This is a genomic window from Bacillus sp. ME78, assembly GCF_903970865.1.
GTDB lineage: Bacteria > Bacillota > Bacilli > Bacillales > Bacillaceae_G > Bacillus_A > Bacillus_A cereus.
Genome location: NZ_CAJCKK010000025.1, coordinates 49412 through 69153 on the forward strand (window position 1 = coordinate 49412; position 19742 = coordinate 69153).

The window sequence follows — 19742 nt, forward strand, 5'->3', positions numbered from 1 at the left end:
GTAAAAGCAAAGAAGATTATAAAGTGAGGAAATAATTTTGAAAACGTTATATGTGAATTACGCTGGTTCGGAAAAGCGCGTTGCAATTGAAGAGAAGAAAAAGATTGTTGAGTTTTTATGGAAACGTAATGAAGAGCAAGAGATTGTTGGGCATATTTATGTTGGACGTATCGTAAGAACAATTGCTGGAATGAACGCAGCTTTTGTAAATATAGGTTTAGAAAAACATGCGTATCTTTCATACGATGATGTACCACCTTCTTATCGTATACATGAAGGGCAAGCGATACTCGTACAGGTTGTGAAAGAGGCAATTGATACGAAAGGGCCTAAATTGACAGCGAATATAGAATTTACCGGGAAATATGTCGTTTATATGCCGTTTGATGAGATGCGAGCTGTTTCTCGGAAAATAAAAAATAATAAAAGAAGACAACAGTTACTTGAAATTGAAGTAGAAGGAACGGGAGGTTACATTTTCCGCTCTGCTTCTGAAAAAGGGGAAATTGAAGAAATACAAGCTGAAATGCAAGGGTTACAACAGTTGTATGAAGAGTTAAAAAGAAAAGAGGATCAAGGAAAGGCGCCGTTATTACTTCATCGACCGGCGACCTTTTTAGATCGTGTATTTCAAGAGAATCCAATTGAAACAATTGAAAAAGTAGTTGTAGATACAAGAAGTATAGTAAAAGAGTTAGAAGACAAAGTTGGAAAAGAAAAAGTATCTTTTTATAATGAAAAGTCTTCGATGTTTAACCATTTTGGAATAGAGCGTGAAATTGAGAAAGCACTCCAAAAAATTGTGTGGCTTCCAAATGGTGCTTATTTAATTGTAGAGCAAATGGAGACGATGACTGTAATTGATGTGAATACGGGCAAGTTTACTGGAAAACAAAATTTACAAGATACAGTACTTCGCACAAATGAGATGGCAGCTGAAGAAATTGCACGCCAATTAAGACTTCGTGATATTGGTGGTATGATATTAATTGATTTTATTAATATGAAAAAAAGAGAAGATAAAGAAAAGGTAAGAGAATGTCTCATAGCTGCTATGAAAGATGATCGTACTTATACAAGAGTACTTGGATTTACTGAGTTAGGAATTTTGGAGATGACACGAAAACGTAAAAAACATTCTTTACGTGACGTATTACTAGAAGAGTGTGTATCTTGCAAAGCGACGGGTTATGTAATGTCGTATGAAACAATTGCGTATGAGCTAGAGAGAGAATTAATCACATATGGCAACATAGAGGATGAGGCAGTATTAATCGCTGCGCCTAAAGAACTGCAAAAACAATTTTTGCAAAAAGAATTACAAAAAAATATTCCATTTGAAATTTATTTCAAAGATGATATTATCGAAAAGTACACTATTATCCGTTTTGGAAGTAAAAAAGAAATTGTAGAACGGAAAAAATAGTTAGTAGAAGATTCATTGACAATACTCAATGAATTATGGTAACATCTTTATGTTATAGTTTATAGCACCTAAACGGCTATATGCTACAACCGCACAAGACAGGTTCCCTAAAGGCATTTATGTCTACCTCGTTTTTGGCGAGTCTTAGTAATTAAGAGGAGGTGCAAGTATGTACGCAATTATCGAAACAGGTGGAAAACAAATTAAAGTTGAAGCTGGTCAAGCAATCTACATTGAAAAATTAGATGTTGAAGCTGGTGAAACTGTTACTTTTGACAAAGTTCTTTTCGTTGGTGGCGAAAACGTTAAAGTTGGTAGCCCAGTTGTAGAAGGTGCAACAGTTACTGCGAAAGTTGAAAAACAAGGTCGCGCTAAGAAAATCATCGTTTTCAAATACAAAGCGAAAAAGAACAATCGTAAGAAACAAGGTCATCGTCAACCTTACACTAAGCTAGTTGTTGAAGCTATCAACGCTTAATTCTGGTTAACATGATTAAAATTACGATAAGTCGCACGAAATTAGGAAGTATCCAATCATTTAAAATGACTGGACATGCCGATTATGCGCCACATGGACAAGACCTTGTCTGTGCTGGAACTACAGCGGTTGTGTTTGGTTCTATAAATGCAGTGGAAGAACTTTGTAATGTGCAGGCAACTATTGAACTCGGAAGTGATGGCGGATTCTTAACGTATGAATTGCCTAATGATTTAGACGTTCATGCAGCAGAAAAAGCACAGATACTTTTAGAAGGATTGGTTGTTTCGCTTAAGACGATCGAACTTGATTACGGAAAGTATATCCGTTTAATAGAAAAAGTGCAGGAGGTGTAACGTATGTTAAGATTAGATCTTCAGTTTTTCGCATCTAAGAAAGGTGTAGGTAGTACAAAGAACGGTCGTGACTCTCAGTCAAAACGTCTTGGTGCTAAACGCGCAGATGGTCAAACGGTTTCAGGTGGTTCAATTCTTTACCGTCAACGCGGTACAAAAATTTATCCAGGTGTTAACGTTGGTCGTGGTGGCGATGACACTTTATACGCGAAAGTTGACGGCGTAGTACGCTTTGAGCGTCTTGGCCGTGACCGCAAACAAGTGAGCGTATATCCTGTTGCTCAAGAAGCATAAGAACTCACGGAAAACTCTAACCTGAGTGCAGGTTAGAGTTTTTCTATATTAAGGGGTATCTAAATGAATGAAAAATGGACAATTATAGATGCATTGCGCCATTCAAGACATGATTGGCTCAATCGTATGCAGATGGTGAAAGGAAACCTTTCACTTGGAAAAGTGGAAGAAATTCATAGTCTCATCGATCGTTTTGTCCAAGAAGCGAGACAAGAATCCAATCTGATGGGGCTATCAATGCCTTTATTTTCAGAGTGGATTTTAACATATAATTGGAAACAGCAGCCGTGCTTATTGGAGTACGAAGTATTAGGGAAATTACATAACTTATCTCACTTAGATGAGACTGTATGTACATGGACGAATCAATTTTTCTCAATGCTTCAGCATAGTTTAGACGTATATGTTGAAAATTATGTTTGTATCACAATTGAATGTGACGCGGAGAATGCTCGTTTCTTTTTTGATTTTCGTGGTAAGCTAACGAGTGTAGAAGAACTACAAAATTGGCTTGCGACCCAAAACAATAAATGGTATTCCATTTCTTATACAGTGCGAGACGAAGAAGTCTCAGTTATATTACAACCAATTGAAAAAAGTGTGGTGAAATAATGTTTGTAGATCAGGTCAAGATATATGTAAAAGGCGGCGACGGTGGTAACGGTATGGTTGCGTATCGTCGTGAGAAGTATGTTCCTAAAGGTGGCCCAGCAGGTGGCGACGGCGGTAAAGGTGCAGATGTTGTTTTCGTAGTTGAGGAAGGCTTACGTACATTAATGGACTTCCGCTACCAACGTCATTTCAAAGCTGATCGCGGTCAGCACGGAATGAGTAAAGGTCAGCACGGGCGTAAATCTGAAGATTTACTTGTAAAGGTTCCGCCAGGAACAGTAGTAAAAGATGAAAAAACTGGTCAAATTCTTGCCGATTTAGTAACGCATGGACAAACTGCTGTAATTGCAAAAGGTGGCCGTGGTGGCCGTGGTAACTCACGTTTTGCAACAGCTACGAACCCAGCGCCAGAAATCGCTGAGAACGGGGAACCAGGTCAAGAGCGTGATGTCATTCTAGAACTTAAAGTACTAGCAGACGTTGGACTTGTTGGATTCCCAAGTGTAGGTAAATCTACATTATTATCTGTTGTATCATCAGCGCGTCCGAAAATTGCAGAGTATCACTTCACAACAATCGTTCCGAATCTTGGTGTTGTTGAAACTGGTGATAACCGCAGCTTCGTTATGGCTGACCTTCCAGGACTAATTGAAGGCGCACATGCTGGCGTCGGACTTGGACACCAATTCTTACGTCATATTGAGCGTACACGTGTAATCGTGCATGTTATTGATATGTCTGGTTTAGAAGGCCGTGAGCCATATGAAGATTACGTAACGATTAATAATGAATTGAAAGAATACAATCTTCGCTTAACTGAGCGTCCACAAGTTGTTGTTGCAAACAAAATGGATATGCCAGATGCAGAAGAAAACTTACAAGCATTTAAAGAGAAAGTGGGAGACGAAGTAAAAATCTTCCCAATCTCAGCTGTAACAAGACAAGGTGTTCGTGACTTACTGTTTGAAGTAGCAAACTTAATAGAAACAACACCAGAATTCCCAATACATGAAGTTGCGGATGAGTCTGATACAAGTGTAATGTACAAATTTGATACTGAAGGTGTTAAATTTGAAATTACACGTGAAAGTGATGGCACGTTTGTTATCTCTGGTTACGATATCGAGAAAACATTCAAGATGACAGACTTCTCACGTGATGAATCTATACGTCGTTTCGCTCGTCAAATGCGCGGAATGGGTATTGATGAAGCGCTTCGTGCACGTGGTGCAAAAGACGGAGATATTGTGAAAATTCTTGAATATGAATTTGAATTTATCGATTAAGACTGCCGAAATACGGCAGTCTTTTTTTATATCGTAAAAATCGGATTTATATAGGAAAAAATCCCCACTAATTAAATTTTCAATTTATAATGGAAAAAGGAGTAAATGTAGAAGAATTCTTTTATGGGGAGAAAAAGAACATGTATAAAATATTAATTGTAGAAGACGATGAGAAAATTGCGGGAATATTAGAGGAGCATTTAGAAAGGTATGGCTATCAATCATTTAGAGCAAGTGATTTACGTCATATAAAAGATGAGTTTGTAAAAATAAATCCTCATCTTGTGTTACTTGATATTAATTTACCGTACTTTGACGGTTTTTATTGGTGTCGTCAAATTCGTACTGTATCGAATGCGCCGATTATTTTTGTTTCTGCAAGAACAGGGGAAATGGATCAAGTAATGGCGATTGAAAATGGCGGCGATGATTATATTACGAAGCCATTCCATTTAGATATCGTAATGGCAAAGGTGAAGAGTGCGCTTCGCCGTGGCTATGGAGAGTATGCCTCTGCTGCTGAGAGTGATTGTTTAGGTGTAAATGGACTGTTGTTATTCCCGTCCCAGCATATCGTTGAGTGGCAGGGACAACAAACTGAACTGACAAAAAATGAGTTTTACTTATTAGAGTGTTTAATGAAACAGGTGAATCAATATGTAACGCGTGAAGAACTGTTAGAAGCTCTATGGGATGAAGTAGCATTTGTGGATGATAATACATTAACCGTAAATGTAAAACGTGTAAGGAAGAAACTAGAAGAGCTAGGCATTAAAAATGCAATTGTAACGAAACGTGGATATGGTTATGCGCTTCTTACAGAGTGGGGCGAAGGGCATGAAGGTTAAAAATTACCTCATGGACCGTTTTTCTTTAATTCTTTCTTATATTGTTAGCCTTTGTTTATTTGGGCTTGTTTTGCAGTTGCAAAGTCTTTTAGAAAAGAAATCCATTGATTGGAGTACGTGGTTATATGGACTTTTATTAGGAACAGTTGTGTTTACTGTATACCTCATTTACGATTACCGAAAACGGAGTGTGTTTTTAAAGAGTATCAAAAAGTATGTTACTGGCGGAAATACATTACATGACTCTTTACTTATTGATGAATCTTATACATTAGAGCAAGAAATGATCGTTGAATCTTTTACGTTATTAAGACAGCAATATATGAATGAAGTTCATAAACAGCATGCGAAAGAGCAACAGCAAATGATATTTATGAACCAATGGATTCACCAAATGAAAACACCAGTATCTGTTATTGAATTATTGTTGCAGAAGTTTGGCAAAGAGCATCGCGAGGCAAGAGCAACAGTTGAAAGTATTCGTGAAGAAAATAACCGTATACTAAATGGTTTAGATTTAGCGTTACATATGGCAAGGCTAGAGCAGTTTGCGAAGGATTATAAAGTAGAAGTAGTAAATGTTATAGATGTCGTGCGAGGTATTATTAATGAAAATCGAAAATCCTTCATTCAATCGTCTGTATTTCCGAAAGTGATGTTTGAAGAAGATACTTGTATGGTTGCATCTGATAGAAAATGGCTGAGTATTGCTATAGGTCAAATTGTTGTAAACGCAATCAAGTATACAAAAATTTCAGCGGCAGAGAAAAAAGAAATTCAATTTCAAATTGAAGAGAAAAATCAAAAGGTGTTATTACATATTAAGGACAATGGAATTGGTATTCCAGAGCAAGACGTAAAGCGCATATTTGATCCATTCTTTACGGGAATAAATGGACGTAAAACGAGAGAAGCGACTGGGATGGGCTTATATATTACGAAGGAAATTTGCGATAATTTACATCATGGAATATATGTTCAATCGACTGAAGGAGAAGGAACAACATTCACGTTCCAATTTGCAAAAGATGAAGAGTATCATACATTAATGAGAAAAATGACAAAACTGTAAGATAACAAAACGTTTTGTAAGGGAAATCACTCGTTTCTTTTTCTTATTTTTCTTATAGTAAATGTAAGAAGAAAACACATAGGGGGATTAGAAATGAGTGTTCTTGAAGTAAAAGGATTAACGAAGGTGTACCAATCAAAAGGTTCAGTAGCGACGACTGCTTTAAACGATATAAATTTTAAAATAGAAGAAGGCGAATTTGTAGGGATTATGGGTCCTTCAGGAAGCGGAAAAACGACGCTTTTAAATTTATTAGCAACAATTGATAAGCAAACTTCAGGTCATGTGCTTGTAAATGGTGAAGAAATTAATCAAATGCGTGCTGCAAAATTAGCGGAGTTTCGCCGTACACATTTAGGGTTCATTTTCCAAGATTTTAACTTACTTGATACGTTATCGATTAAAGAAAATATTATTTTACCGCTTGTAATGGCGAAGAAATCTGTAAATGAAATCGATGCGAAAGTGCTTGAGATTGCAAAGTTTTTAAATATTGAAGAAATATTAAATAAAAAAGTATACGAAGTATCAGGCGGACAACAACAACGTGCAGCAGCAGCGAGAGCAATCATTCATGAACCGACGTTAATTTTAGCAGATGAGCCAACTGGAAACTTAGATTCGAAGTCAGCGAAATCGCTAATGGGCGCTCTGCAAGATTTACACGAGCAAAAGAAAGTAACGATTGCAATGGTTACGCACGATCCAGTAGCGGCTAGTTATTGTGAACGTATCCTTTTCATACGCGATGGAGAAATTTTCTCGGAAATACATAAAGGAAGAACGAAACAAGCCTTTTTCCAAGAAATTCTGGACGTACTTGCGATGCTAGGAGGAGAGTATCATGAACTTTCGCCAGCTCGCGCTTAATAATGTAAAAGGAAATTGGCGTAACTATAAAGCGTTTCTTATAAGTAGTTGTTTATCGATTGTCGTATTTTTCATGTATGCTTCTTTTATTTATCATCCAGATGTCGTAAGCGGTAATATTAGTATGAGGAAGATGATCACAAAAGGATTAGAATCGATGAATTATATTGTGGTCATCTTCTCGGCACTCTTTATTTTATATGCAAATTCAACGTTTTTACGAGCAAGAAAAAAAGAGTTTGGTCTACTAACATTAATTGGCGGAACGAAATCGCAGCTCGGCCGAATGATTATATTAGAGCAACTGATGTTAGGTAGTATTGCAATTGTAGTTGGTATTGGGGCTGGAATGCTTTGTTCAAAATTATTTTTCCAAGCGTTAAGCGTATTATTGAAAATAGATAAGACACTTCCACTCGTTTGGAATAGTAAAGCAATTCTTATTACAGCTGGTGTATACTTTATTCTATTTTTAATCCTATCATTGTTTAGTGTTTGGACAGTCGGGCGCTTGCAAATTATTGATTTATTAAGAGAAGCAAGAAAGCAAAAAGTAGAGCCGTTTGCATTTACATGGTTATGTGTAGTTGGTATAGGATGTATTATTGCTGCGTATGTACTTAGCTTCCAAGTAACGTTTCTGAATTTCCTCATCCTCTTTTTACCGGTGGTAGGACTGACAATTGGCGGAACGTATTTACTATTTACACAAGGTAGTACAGTCGTATTAAAAGCATTGCAAAAACGAAAACAATCTTTTTATACGTACCCAAATATGTTCGTCCTTAGTAACCTTATTTATAAAATGAAAGATAATGCTCGTTTTCTATTTGTAATTTCTATTATTACGGCGGTTGTATCCTCGGCAGTTGGCACGCTTTACGTATATTTTGAGGATATGAGTTATAAAACGGTAGTCAAAACTCCACATGCTATTTCATATGAGGAAAAGGGGTTAAATACGCATAACCTTATTAATGAAGAAAAGGTACAGCAGCTTGTGAAGAGACACGGGTTTGAAGATGCGCGAAAAGTAACCTACGTTAAACTACCGGCAACACAGAAAATAACGTTGTTTAATAGTGAACATGAAGTACCGATGACGATTATTTCAGAAAAAGAATATAATGCAGAAGTGCGTGAACAAAAGAGAGAGCAAGTTACAGAAGTTCATAATGCACCAGGCAGTGCAACGATGGTTATGGTCGATATGGCAAATGAACTGATGAAGATAGACCGTACGAAACCGTATGAATTTACAATTAACGGACAAAAGCAGTCTGTTCAGTTAAATAGCCCAACTTCATTTTCTGTTTTTAATGATAGTGAATATCTGGTTGTAAATGATCAAGATTTTGAGAAGTATGCAAAACTCGTACCAGATGAAGAAAAGACGAAATATTACGGTTATTATATTGAGGATTGGAAAAGTACAGAAGATCTTGTATTAGATTTGAAAAATGAAATTGCACCAGAAAAGCAAGGAGAATTGAGAAATTCAGTGTTTGCGTATAAGGATATAAGAGAAGGTGGAGCGATTACAATGTTCATCGGTTTCTTCGTGGCGGTACTATTCTTCTTCTTCGCTTGTAGTATGACATACTTTAAATGGTTTAACGATAAAGAACAAGATCGTATTCAATTTAAATCGTTAAAGAGAATCGGTATGACAGATAAAGAAATTCGCAAAATTGCGATTCGACAAATGGGAGTTATCTTCTTTATCCCAATTTTAATCGGTTCCATTCATAGTGGATTTGCTCTTCATACGTTAGGGAAAATGCTTTATATTGATTTGTGGAAATCAGGTGCGCTTGTAATTGGAGCATACATTTTAGCTTCTGCCATTTACTTTATGATCGCGCAAAGAGGATATTTAAAACACGTAAAAAGCTAGGGGAACCTCTAGCTTTTTGCCTATGTAGTAAGTTACAGGAGGACGATAGATGAACATTCGGCAACTAGCGCTGCAAAATATAAAAGGAAATTGGCGTAATTATAAAGTGTTTTTCTTAAGTAGTTGTTTTGCGATATTTGCATCTTTTGCATATATGTCTGTCATTGTACATCCGTATATGCAAGAGACGATGTGGTATCAAAACGTACGCTGGGGACTTATCATATGTAATGTTATAATTATTTCTTTTTTCGTCATATTTATTTTGTACTCTACTTCTATTTTCATAGAAGCACGTAAGAAAGAATTAGGGTTATATATGTTAATGGGAGCAACGAAGTCTAACGTAATAGGAGTAATTATGACCGAGCAAATATTAATTGGAATTTTTGCTAATATTTTCGGTATAGGGCTGGGCTTGATCTTTTTAAAGCTCTTCTTCATGGTGTTTAGTATGTTACTGGGGCTTCCGAAAGAACTCCCTGTTATATTTGACGTAAGTGCGATTGGTGTAACATTTATTACATATATGGTCGTTTTTATTCTGTTATCTTTTATAAGTGCTTTACGTATATGGAATATAAAAATCATTCGGTTATTGAAAGAATTTCGAACAGATAAAAAAGAGAAGAAAACATCAAAGTGGCTTTGTATATTCGGCTTTATTTGTTTAGGGATAGGATATGCGTTAGCGCTACAAGTGACGATGGCTACGATAGCAATATACTTTTTCCCTGTGTCTATACTTGTCTTTTTGGGAACGTATTTTTCTTTCGCGCATGGTGCTACCCAAGTGTTAGAAATGATAAAGCGAAATAAAAAGATTATGTATACATATCCATATTTATTTATAGTGAATCAATTGTCACATCGAATGAAGGAAAATGGTCGCTTTTTCTTTCTGATGTCTATGGCAACGACGTTTGTAGTTACGGCAACAGGTACGGTGTTCTTGTATTTTTTTAGCATGCAAGATATGTGGCGAACGGGAGGGGTACACTCGTTTTCGTACATAGAAAAAGGTATTTCTACTTATGAAGTCTTTGAAGAAGGTGCGGTTGAAAAATTACTGAATCAATATGGGTATGATGATTTTCAATATATGAGTTTTGTTGGAGTGTATGCATCCTTTCAGTCTAATAAAGGAGAAACAACAATAGCACCGCTTATAAAAGAAAGTGATTATAACCAAGAAGCGAGGAAACAAAAACAGAAAACATATCATCCTAAAAAAGATACAGTGACACTCGTTTATTATAATAAATACAATAATTCGAATGTATATAATCAAAAAGAGATTCAATTGCAAGTAATGAATCAACCATATCAATTCGTATTTAACGGTCAGAAAGAAGGGGTTCAATTTAACTATCACCCTTCGTACATTAATGGTCTGTTCTTCGTTATGAATGATGAAGACTTTGACAATATAGCAAATAAGGTTCCTGATTCTGAAAAGATGATATATAGAGGCTACACATTATCAAATATCGAAAAGACGAAGAAATTGAACGAAGATTTACGGAAACATATGAAACAAGATAATAATAATGCATTTCGAAGTAATATGGAGTTATATGTAAGTATGAAAGAAGGCGGCGATATTACTCTATTTGTGGGCTCGTTTATTAGTATATTATTCTTTCTTACTTCATGTAGTATCGTGTATTTTAAATGGTTCCATAATATTGCATCGGACCGAAAGCAGTATGGTGCACTCTCTAAACTTGGAATGACGAAGGAAGAAGTATGGAAAATTTTTCGTTGGCAATTATGTATGCTATTTTTTGCGCCAATTATAGTAGGGAGTATGCATAGTGCAGTTGCGTTATATACGTTTCATAATACTGTTTTTATGGATGGATCATTAAAAAAAGTAGGTTTGTTCATTCTGTTTTATATCGTAGCATGTATCATTTATTTCTTCTTCGCTCAAAGAGAATATAAGAAACATTTAGACTAGCAAATGCTAGTCTTTTTTTAATATTCGAAATTTACATAGAAGAATATAAAAAAGTATGGTATAACAGTAAGAAAACGAAAAAGAGGGAAAAAGACGATGATTCGAGTAGGATATTTAGGACCAGAAGCAACATTTACAAATATGGCGGTGAGTCGTTTTTTTCCGGAAGCAGATCATGTACCGTATCGAACGATTCCAGATTGTATAGATGCAGCTGCAAATGAAAATGTAGACTTCGCAGTCGTACCGTTAGAAAATGCAATAGAAGGTTCAGTGAATATAACGGTTGATTATCTTGTACATGAGCAGCCGCTTTCTATTGTAGGAGAAATTACAGTACCAATTCAGCAGCATTTACTTGTACATCCGCAGTATGCAGAAGTGTGGGATGAAGTATATGCGGTGCATTCTCATCCGCATGCCATTGCACAGTGCCATAAGTTTTTAAATGAAGAATTAAAAGGAGTAACTGTTCGAGATATGACATCCACGAGTGCCGCTGCGCAATATGTGAAAGAACATCCTGAAGAAAAAATTGCCGCTATTGCAAATGAAGCAGCTGCAGAAAAATACGGATTAACAATTGTAAGACGTAGTATTCATACGCATAAAAATAACCATACACGCTTCCTAGTACTCCATAAGAAAAAGAAAGCAATACTCCCGAATAACGGAGAAAACCGCGGAGAGAAAACGACGCTTATGATAACGTTACCTGCAGATTATGCAGGTGCCCTATATCAAGTGCTATCAGCTTTCGCATGGAGAAAATTAAACTTATCAAAAATCGAATCGCGTCCGATGAAAACAGGTCTTGGAAATTACTTTTTCTTAATCGATGTCGATAAAGCATACGATGACGTATTATTGCCAGGCGTAACGATGGAACTTGAAGCACTCGGTTTTTCTGTTACTGTGCTGGGGAGTTATTCTTCTTATTGGTTGTAAGATGTAGATGGAATATTTGTATTTGCCTAATCGTCCATATCATTTCATTGCCTAGTATATTTTTTGATAGATTAATAAAATCCCACCTGCAAAAGGTGGGATTCTTTATCCCGCTATTTGCCGGGCAGCCCGATTGGTGAGGGCTGATTAAAGTTTCACTTTATTTTAACTTCGCAAGACGATCTTCTAACTGACCACGCCAAATATCAGCTAGTTCTGGAACAGCAAGAATTTTTTCAATGCCATCTTTATCTTTTCTATTATGAAAATAAATTTCGTTAGAGAACAAAACAGAAACATTGCCGGGTTGACGTTCTAGTAATGTAATTTTAGAATCTTTACGTACAGTACCTTCTTGAAGAACACGGCATAGGTAGCCAGTAAATCCAGTTGCTACAATGCGCGGCAAAATGCCAGGGATGCCAAGACGTTTTGAAATTGTGCTACAAGGTACGCGAGCTTGCGTTACTTGAATGATTGCTTCGCCTAGTTGATATGTATCTCCGATGCATACGTCATGCTCTAACATATTTGTTACGGTAATGTTTTCACCAAATGTGGAAGCGGGAAGCGTAGTTTGAAATTCCTCTTCCCATAGTGCGTAATGCTCGTGTGGGTACACACAAACAGCACGATCAGGTCCCCCGTGATGTTTTAAATCCGCTACGTCATCACCACGAAATCCGTCTTTTGAGAGAAAGGCCTCTTCTGTAGGAGCTTTACATATACCTGTTATCATTTCTTTATCTTCGCCATATTTCATTTGTTTCGGTTTGCCAATGCTAAAGTGAACGAGTTCAATTCCCATATTTGATCTCCTTTACGATTGATTACAATATTATAGCATTAAAAAAGCACAGAGAATGATAAAAACTCTGTGCTTTACATTAATAAACGAGAAATCCTGCTTTATCTAACGCCTCACAAGCAGCATCTAATTTTTCTTTAGAATCTGCCTCGATTGTATGTAAGTGAATACCATCTGTTAGTTGTGAAAGATAGGAAGCATTTGTGTTTTCGATTTTTTGTAAATATTGCTCTACATCAAAGCGATTGCTTACCATAATGGATGCTGTTAAGTCGCCGTATACAGGATGCTCAACTTTTACGTCTTTAATCGTAACGCCATGGTCAACAAGCGTTGTAAGTTCCTGACGTACTTCTGCTGGTTTATGTTGGCATACAATTACGCGTTCGAAAGTTTGTTGCTTCTCTTGTGGCTTTAAATATAAATAACCTTGAGCAGTCGCAATAATTGGTTCGTTTCGTGCTTTAAGCAAGGAAATATCTTGCACGATAACTTGTCTACTTACGTTCGTCTTTTTCGATAGTTCATTCCCAGATAACGGTTCATTTGCAGCAAGAAGCCACTGGAGGATAAGCTGTCGTCTTTCTTCACCTAAAATCTTTTTTTGTTCATTTTGTTTCATTATGATTTAACACCTCTATAAAATTGATTTCCAATTGTGTGTAGTGCATGAATAGTAGTATCAATTTGATCTTTCGTTGTTTGTTGTCCGAAAGAGAAGCGGACATATTGTTTGGCCTCTTCATACGTTTTTCCAATTGCAAGCATAGTTTTCGAAGGTTCTTGTTTACCGACTTGGCAAGCACTTCCGGTGGAAATGGCAATACCATGACGATTACATTCTAGCATAGTATATTGACCTTCTATTCCTTTTATTGTAACCCCAACAATATGTGGTAAACAAGAAGTAGAATGGCCTTCTACTTCAATTTCTAGCGGAAGTGTTTGTATTTGCTCTAAAAAGTAGGATCGTAACTCTTTAAAACGTAAACTTTCTTCCCATTGAGTTTTTAATATATTTTCAGCAGCTGTTAAAAAAGATGCGATGCCGGGAACATTTACTGTACCTGGGCGAAATCCTTTTTCGTGAGAAGTTCCTGGAAATACTTGTTCCCAGCGAGATTGCGGATTTATGTAGCAAGCGCCGACACCTTTTGGTCCGTATATTTTATGTGCTGAAACAGAAAGACTATCAATCCCCATCTCAAAAACATGGATAGGCAGTTTACCAAACGTTTGCACACAATCCGTATGAAATAAAACATTATATGTTTTTAAAAGTGCCCCGATTTTTGTAATGTTTTGAACGGTTCCGATTTCAGAGTTTCCATGCTGTATACTTGCTAGCACAGTATCTTCTGTAATAGCTGCCTCTAAATCTACTAAACAAATGAGTCCGCTTTTATCAACAGGAATTTCAGTGATCGTATAGCCTTTTGATTTTAGAGATTGAAAATAACTTCGAATGGATGCATGTTCCATAGGTGTCGTAATAATATGCTTCTTATTTCGGGCATTTAAAAGTGATTGAATCGCAAGATAGTTCGATTCCGATCCACCGCTTGTGAAAAATACTCCTTGTTCTTTGCCTCCAATCATTTCCGCAAATGTTTTTCGGCAAACTTGTAATAAAGAAGAAGCCGTTCCTCCAATATCATGTAAACTTTGTTCATTTCCGAAGTATTGCGAAGCTGCTTTCATATATGTTTGTAACGCTTCCTCGCTCATAGGTGTAGTAGCTGCATAGTCAAGATATATCATCATGTAAGTTCCTCTCTCTAGTAAGAGTTACATTTCTTTTACTTTTTAAATGGTAGTGAAAATAAGAATTATAAAAAAACTCTTGTCATTATTTTAAAACTATGTAAATATAGGTGTCAAGACAGTTGAAAAGTGTAAAGTAGGAGGCAACAATTATGCCAAGTGCAGATGTCTTAATTATTGGAAGTGGCGTTGCGGCACTTCGTGTTGCAAAAGAGATTTGTCACGAAAAGAATGTGATTATTATCACAAAGGAGACGAAACGTAATAATAATACACATTTAGCTCAAGGTGGAATTGCCGCAGCGGTAGCTACATATGACAATCCTAATGATCATTTTGAAGATACGTTAGTAGCAGGGTGTCATTATAACAATGAAGAAGTGGTCCGTTATTTAGTCGAGGAAGGACCGAAAGAAATTAATAACCTTATTGAAAGAGGAATGAAATTTGATGGAGATGAAACAGGTCCTCATCTTGGAAAAGAAGGAGCGCATCGAAAACGTCGTATTTTACATGCAGGTGGCGATGCAACAGGAAAGAATTTATTAGAGCATCTTATTCAAGAAGTAGCTCCATACGTTACGGTAGTGGAACAGGAAATGGTGCTCGATTTTATTATAGAAAAAGATAAATGTGTTGGGGTTTTAACTCGCAACAATAAAGGAGAACTGAAACGTTACAATGCAGATTATACGGTGTTAGCTTCAGGCGGTATTGGCGGTTTATACGCCTTTACTTCTAATGATGAGACAATTACAGGTGATGGACTTGCAATGGTGTACCGTGCAGGCGGAGAGCTTGTAGATTTAGAGTTTATACAATTTCATCCGACGATGTTATACGCGGGTGGGCGTTGTTCCGGCCTCGTGTCCGAAGCTGTTCGCGGAGAAGGAGCTGTCCTTATAAATGGCAAAGGGCAGCGTTTTATGATGGATATACATTCCGAACAGGATTTAGCGCCTCGTGATGTAGTCGCAAGGGCTATTTATGAACAGCTACTTGCGGGTGAAAAAGTGTACTTAAACATCGAAATGATTCAAAACTTTGAACAACGCTTTCCGACTGTGTCAACGATATGTAAAACGAATGGAGTCGATATAAATAAAAACCTTATTCCAGTCGTGCCCGGTACTCATTTTCACATGGGTGGCGTGAAAACGAACTGTGATGGAGAGACGTCTATTCCGAACCTATACGCAGTCGGGGAAGTAGCTTGTAATGGGGTTCATGGTGCAAATAGATTAGCGAGTAATTCATTATTAGAAGGTCTTGTGTTTGGAGGAAGAATCGGAAGACACATTTTATCTAGAGAGACAAAAGAAAAGGTGAACATGCTAGCCGAAAAAGAAGCAAAGTTTATCGTTCTGAATCATTTACCGACGAAAGAAGAAATACAAAAATGCATGATGAAATATGTTGGGATTGTGCGAACAGAGCAAAGTTTATCTTATGCGAAGAGATGGCTTAGTAAGTATGGTGTTCGAAATATGATATTACAACATGATGTTCTTACGAATGAAGAGATAACGCTTATTAATATGTTAACAGTTTGTGAGCTTATAGTTGTTTCAGCCCTGCAAAGAGAAGAAAGTATTGGCGGGCATTACCGAAGTGATTATCCAGATAGAAATATAGGAAAGAAAGAGATTGTTCGAGTAAAGAGAAAACTACAACTTGTGTGATGAGGGGAAGAGGGGCTTTATGAACACGATAAAAGTTAAAGAAGCATTAAATCGATTTTTTTTAGAAGATATAGGAGAAAGAGATGTAACATCTCAGCTTATTTTTCCAGATAACTTACTTTCGAAAGGAACGTTTCTTGCGAAGGATACAGGGGTCTTTGCAGGACGTTTAGTAATTGAATCAGGATTTAAATTAATTGATGAGAGAATTGAAGTAGAGCTTCATAAAAAAGATGGGGATCTTGTAGAAAAAGGCGAAATCATTGCAACTGTGCAAGGGCCAATTGCATCGTTATTAACAGCAGAGCGCGTTATATTAAACGTTATTCAGCGTATGAGCGGAATAGCGACGATGACGCGTAAAGCGGTTTTTGCTTTAGATAGTAGCCATACTCGCATTTGTGATACGCGAAAAACGATACCAGGACTACGTATGTTTGATAAGTATGCAGTCGTGTGTGGTGGTGGATTTAATCATCGCTTCGGTTTATATGATGGTGTCATGATTAAAGACAATCATATTGCGTTTGCTGGTTCTATTACAAAAGCTGTTACATCAGTGAAAGAAAAGTTAGGACATATGGTGAAAGTAGAAGTAGAAACAGAAACTGAGGAACAGGTGAGAGAGGCTGTTGCTGCTGGTGCGGATATTATTATGTTCGATAATCGTACGCCAGATGAAATCCGGGAGTTTTCAAAAATTGTACCAAGCGCTATTTTTACAGAAGCTTCAGGGGGCATCACAATTGAAGATTTATCGAAATACGGAAAAACAGGGGTAGATTATATTTCACTTGGAGCGTTAACACATTCAGTGAAAGCACTTGATATTAGTTTCAATATTGAAGGGTAAGGAAAGTGGCTTAGAGGGGGAGAAACGTATATGAGTATTTTAGAACAAGTACAGCCAATTGAAACGATGTTACCAAAGCGTTATTACACGATGTCAACGGAAGATATGGAAAAGCGTGTTCGTGAAATTAAAGAGAAGATGGGGAAAATGTTATTCATTCCAGGGCATCATTATCAAAAAGATGAAGTGGTACAATTTTCAGATGCAGCAGGGGATTCACTTCAGCTTGCGCAAGTTGCAGCGAGCAATAAAGACGCAAAATATATTGTGTTTTGCGGGGTGCACTTTATGGCGGAAACAGCAGATATGTTAACAACAGATGATCAAGTTGTCATCTTACCAGATATGCGTGCAGGTTGTTCGATGGCGGATATGGCAGATATTGAACAAACAGAAAGAGCGTGGAAAGAGTTAAAGAAATTATTTGGAGATACGATGATTCCGTTAACATATGTGAACTCTACAGCTGCAATTAAAGCGTTTTGTGGTCGTAACGGAGGAGCAACAGTAACTTCTTCTAATGCAAAGCAAATGGTATCTTGGGCGTTTACTCAAAAAGAGCGTCTCGTCTTTTTACCAGACCAACATTTAGGGAGAAATACAGCGTACGATTTAGGTATCCCGTTAGATAAAATGGCAGTATGGGACCCACACACAGATTCATTAGAGTACGATGGGGATATAGAAGAAATTCAAGTGATTTTATGGAAAGGGCATTGTTCTGTTCATCAAAATTTTACAGTGAAGAACATTGAGAGCGTACGAAAAAATCATCCTGATATGAATATTATTGTACATCCAGAATGTTGCTATGAAGTTGTAGCTGCTTCAGATTATGCAGGCTCAACGAAATATATTATTGATATGATTGAATCGGCGCCATCTGGTAGCAAATGGGCGATTGGTACAGAAATGAATTTAGTGAACCGAATTATTCAGCAACATCCAGATAAAGAAATTGTTTCACTTAATCCATTTATGTGTCCATGCTTAACGATGAACCGAATTGATTTGCCTCACTTATTATGGGTACTTGAAACGATAGAAAGAGGAGAAGAAATTAACGTTATTAGCGTAGATAAACAAGTAACGGCAGAAGCGGTTCTTGCATTAAATCGTATGTTAGAGCGTGTGTAAAGCAACGGTATTCCCGTTGCTTTTTTTCATACATATAATCATAACAAGAACAAAATGGGCATACATTGTTTTGAAGAAATCATTGTGGTTCTTTATGCTTATTCCACTTCGAATGATATTGAAAATCGAAGAAGTGATAAAAGTGAAAAGAAGTTAATGTTATTTAGAAAGAGTTACTTCATGAGATTTGTTACTTATAGATAAGTTATACAGGAGGGGGAAAATTTGAAAATTCATATCGTGCAAAAAGGGGATACCCTTTGGAAAATTGCGAAAAAGTACGGAGTGGATTTTGATACGTTGAAAAAAACAAATACACAACTTAGTAATCCAGATTTAATCATGCCAGGTATGAAAATTAAAGTGCCATCCAAGAGTGTTCACATGAAACAACAGGCTGGAGCAGGTTCAGCGCCTCCAAAGCAATACGTAAAAGAAGTGCAACAAAAAGAATTTGCAGCAACACCAACTCCACTTGGAATAGAAGATGAAGAAGAAGTTACGTATCAATCAGCACCAATTACACAGCAGCCAGCTATGCAACAAACACAAAAAGAAGTGCAAGTAAAACCGCAGAAGGAAATGCAGGTAAAGCCGCAAAAAGAAGTACAGGTGAAACCGCAAAAAGAGGTGCAAAAAGAACAGCCAATTCAAAAAGAGAAACCAGTTGAAAAACCGTCTGTTATTCAAAAACCACCTGTGATAGAAAAACAAAAACCGGCGGAAAAAGAAAACACGAAGTTTTCGGTAAATGTATTACCGCAACCGCCACAACCACCAATAAAACCGAAAAAAGAATATAAAATTTCGGATGTAATAAAAAAAGGCAGCGAGTTAATTGCTCCTCAAATTAGTAAAATGAAACCTAACAATATCATTTCTCCGCAAACGAAAAAAAATAATATAGTATCGCCGCAAGTGAAGAAAGAGAATGTAGGGAATATAATATCGCCACAAGTGAAGAAAGAAAATGTAGGAAATATAGTATCGCCGCAAGTGAAGAAAGAAAATGTAGGAAATATAGTATCGCCGCAAGTGAAGAAAGAAAATGTAGGGAATATAGTGTCACCGCAAGTGAAAAAAGAAAATGTAGGGAATATAGTGTCACCGCAAGTGAAAAAAGAAAATGTAGGGAATATAGTGTCACCGCAAGTGAAGAAAGAAAATGTAGGGAATATAGTGTCACCGCAAGTGAAGAAAGAAAATGTAGGGAATATAATATCGCCGCAAGTGAAGAAAGAAAACGTAGGGAATATAGTATCGCCAAATGTATCGAAAGAAAATGTAGTTATTCCACAAGTCATACCGCCAAATATTCAAATGCCAATTATGGATAACAACCAGCCACCGAATATAATGCCAATTATGGATAACAACCAGCCACCGAATATAATGCCAATTATGGATAACAACCAGCCACCGAATATAATGCCAATTATGGATAACAA

Annotated in this window: 18 protein-coding genes, 1 pseudogene and 1 other annotated feature; of the genes and pseudogenes, 16 read left to right on the forward strand and 3 right to left on the reverse strand. The window is 36.8% G+C overall.

Translation table 11 applies throughout. The annotated features are described in order from the left end of the window. The first annotated feature begins 37 nt into the window (after nucleotides 1-37). From H6481_RS21965 to pheA, 12 genes are all read left to right on the forward strand, one after another. Nucleotides 38-1426: an Rne/Rng family ribonuclease gene (locus H6481_RS21965; protein WP_000855480.1), complete on the forward strand. Its 1389-nt coding sequence runs from the start codon at nucleotides 38-40 to the stop codon at nucleotides 1424-1426. A gap of 77 nt (nucleotides 1427-1503) precedes the next feature. After that, nucleotides 1504-1581, forward strand: a sequence feature (ribosomal protein L21 leader region). Between the two features lie 14 nt (nucleotides 1582-1595). Then, complete coding sequence (rplU, locus tag H6481_RS21970; RefSeq protein WP_000270907.1) at nucleotides 1596-1904, forward strand: 50S ribosomal protein L21; 309 nt, start codon at nucleotides 1596-1598, stop codon at nucleotides 1902-1904. An 11-nt stretch (nucleotides 1905-1915) separates the two neighbouring features. Then, nucleotides 1916-2260 carry a ribosomal-processing cysteine protease Prp gene (locus tag H6481_RS21975; RefSeq protein WP_002094147.1) on the forward strand — a complete coding sequence of 115 codons (345 nt, stop codon included), beginning with the start codon at nucleotides 1916-1918 and terminating at the stop codon, nucleotides 2258-2260. 3 nt (nucleotides 2261-2263) lie between these two features. Continuing rightward, on the forward strand, nucleotides 2264-2554 hold the full coding sequence (rpmA, locus tag H6481_RS21980; RefSeq protein ID WP_000944957.1) for a 50S ribosomal protein L27: 291 nt from the start codon (nucleotides 2264-2266) through the stop codon (nucleotides 2552-2554). A gap of 63 nt (nucleotides 2555-2617) precedes the next feature. After that, nucleotides 2618-3166 (forward strand): sporulation initiation phosphotransferase B, encoded by a 549-nt coding sequence (locus tag H6481_RS21985; protein WP_001003587.1) that lies wholly within the window; start codon nucleotides 2618-2620, stop codon nucleotides 3164-3166. After that, nucleotides 3166-4452: a GTPase ObgE gene (gene obgE, locus H6481_RS21990; RefSeq protein ID WP_000497130.1), complete on the forward strand. Its 1287-nt coding sequence runs from the start codon at nucleotides 3166-3168 to the stop codon at nucleotides 4450-4452. The genes H6481_RS21985 and obgE overlap by 1 nt, the downstream gene beginning before the upstream one ends. A gap of 140 nt (nucleotides 4453-4592) precedes the next feature. After that, nucleotides 4593-5300 (forward strand): response regulator transcription factor, encoded by a 708-nt coding sequence (locus H6481_RS21995; RefSeq protein WP_002082113.1) that lies wholly within the window; start codon nucleotides 4593-4595, stop codon nucleotides 5298-5300. Further along, a complete protein-coding gene (locus H6481_RS22000) occupies nucleotides 5290-6372 on the forward strand; it encodes a HAMP domain-containing histidine kinase (RefSeq protein ID WP_182813220.1) in 1083 nt (360 codons plus the stop codon). Before H6481_RS21995 ends, H6481_RS22000 begins: the two co-directional genes overlap by 11 nt. Nucleotides 6373-6465: 93 nt before the next feature. Further along, on the forward strand, nucleotides 6466-7242 hold the full coding sequence (locus H6481_RS22005) for an ABC transporter ATP-binding protein (RefSeq protein ID WP_000114529.1): 777 nt from the start codon (nucleotides 6466-6468) through the stop codon (nucleotides 7240-7242). Beyond that, a complete protein-coding gene (locus tag H6481_RS22010) occupies nucleotides 7217-9139 on the forward strand; it encodes an ABC transporter permease (RefSeq protein ID WP_025117776.1) in 1923 nt (640 codons plus the stop codon). Before H6481_RS22005 ends, H6481_RS22010 begins: the two co-directional genes overlap by 26 nt. A gap of 49 nt (nucleotides 9140-9188) precedes the next feature. Continuing rightward, nucleotides 9189-11102 carry an ABC transporter permease gene (locus tag H6481_RS22015; RefSeq protein ID WP_182813222.1) on the forward strand — a complete coding sequence of 638 codons (1914 nt, stop codon included), beginning with the start codon at nucleotides 9189-9191 and terminating at the stop codon, nucleotides 11100-11102. A gap of 96 nt (nucleotides 11103-11198) precedes the next feature. Continuing rightward, nucleotides 11199-12050, forward strand: a complete 852-nt coding sequence (gene pheA, locus H6481_RS22020) for a prephenate dehydratase (protein ID WP_000621693.1) — start codon at nucleotides 11199-11201, stop codon at nucleotides 12048-12050. A 160-nt stretch (nucleotides 12051-12210) separates the two neighbouring features. Here the strand turns inward: pheA and H6481_RS22025 are convergent, their stop codons facing one another. The 3 genes from H6481_RS22025 to H6481_RS22035 form a co-directional block, all read right to left on the reverse strand. Next, entirely contained in the window at nucleotides 12211-12858 is a 648-nt protein-coding gene (locus H6481_RS22025) for an MOSC domain-containing protein (RefSeq protein WP_063548684.1), read from the reverse strand. 79 nt (nucleotides 12859-12937) lie between these two features. Continuing rightward, nucleotides 12938-13480, reverse strand: a complete 543-nt coding sequence (locus tag H6481_RS22030) for a transcription repressor NadR (RefSeq protein ID WP_053563610.1) — start codon at nucleotides 13478-13480, stop codon at nucleotides 12938-12940. Then, nucleotides 13480-14622 (reverse strand): IscS subfamily cysteine desulfurase, encoded by a 1143-nt coding sequence (locus tag H6481_RS22035; protein WP_053563611.1) that lies wholly within the window; start codon nucleotides 14620-14622, stop codon nucleotides 13480-13482. The genes H6481_RS22030 and H6481_RS22035 overlap by 1 nt, the downstream gene beginning before the upstream one ends. A gap of 152 nt (nucleotides 14623-14774) precedes the next feature. Here H6481_RS22035 and nadB point away from each other — a divergent pair, with 152 nt between their 5' ends. From nadB to exsA, 4 genes and pseudogenes are all read left to right on the forward strand, one after another. After that, nucleotides 14775-16304 carry an L-aspartate oxidase gene (gene nadB, locus H6481_RS22040; RefSeq protein ID WP_182813224.1) on the forward strand — a complete coding sequence of 510 codons (1530 nt, stop codon included), beginning with the start codon at nucleotides 14775-14777 and terminating at the stop codon, nucleotides 16302-16304. Between the two features lie 19 nt (nucleotides 16305-16323). Continuing rightward, complete coding sequence (gene nadC, locus H6481_RS22045; protein ID WP_182813226.1) at nucleotides 16324-17157, forward strand: carboxylating nicotinate-nucleotide diphosphorylase; 834 nt, start codon at nucleotides 16324-16326, stop codon at nucleotides 17155-17157. Between the two features lie 30 nt (nucleotides 17158-17187). Then, nucleotides 17188-18294 carry a quinolinate synthase NadA gene (nadA, locus tag H6481_RS22050; protein ID WP_182813228.1) on the forward strand — a complete coding sequence of 369 codons (1107 nt, stop codon included), beginning with the start codon at nucleotides 17188-17190 and terminating at the stop codon, nucleotides 18292-18294. A gap of 225 nt (nucleotides 18295-18519) precedes the next feature. Then, a pseudogene (gene exsA / locus H6481_RS22055) lies at nucleotides 18520-19742 on the forward strand (spore coat assembly protein ExsA); the annotation flags it as partial.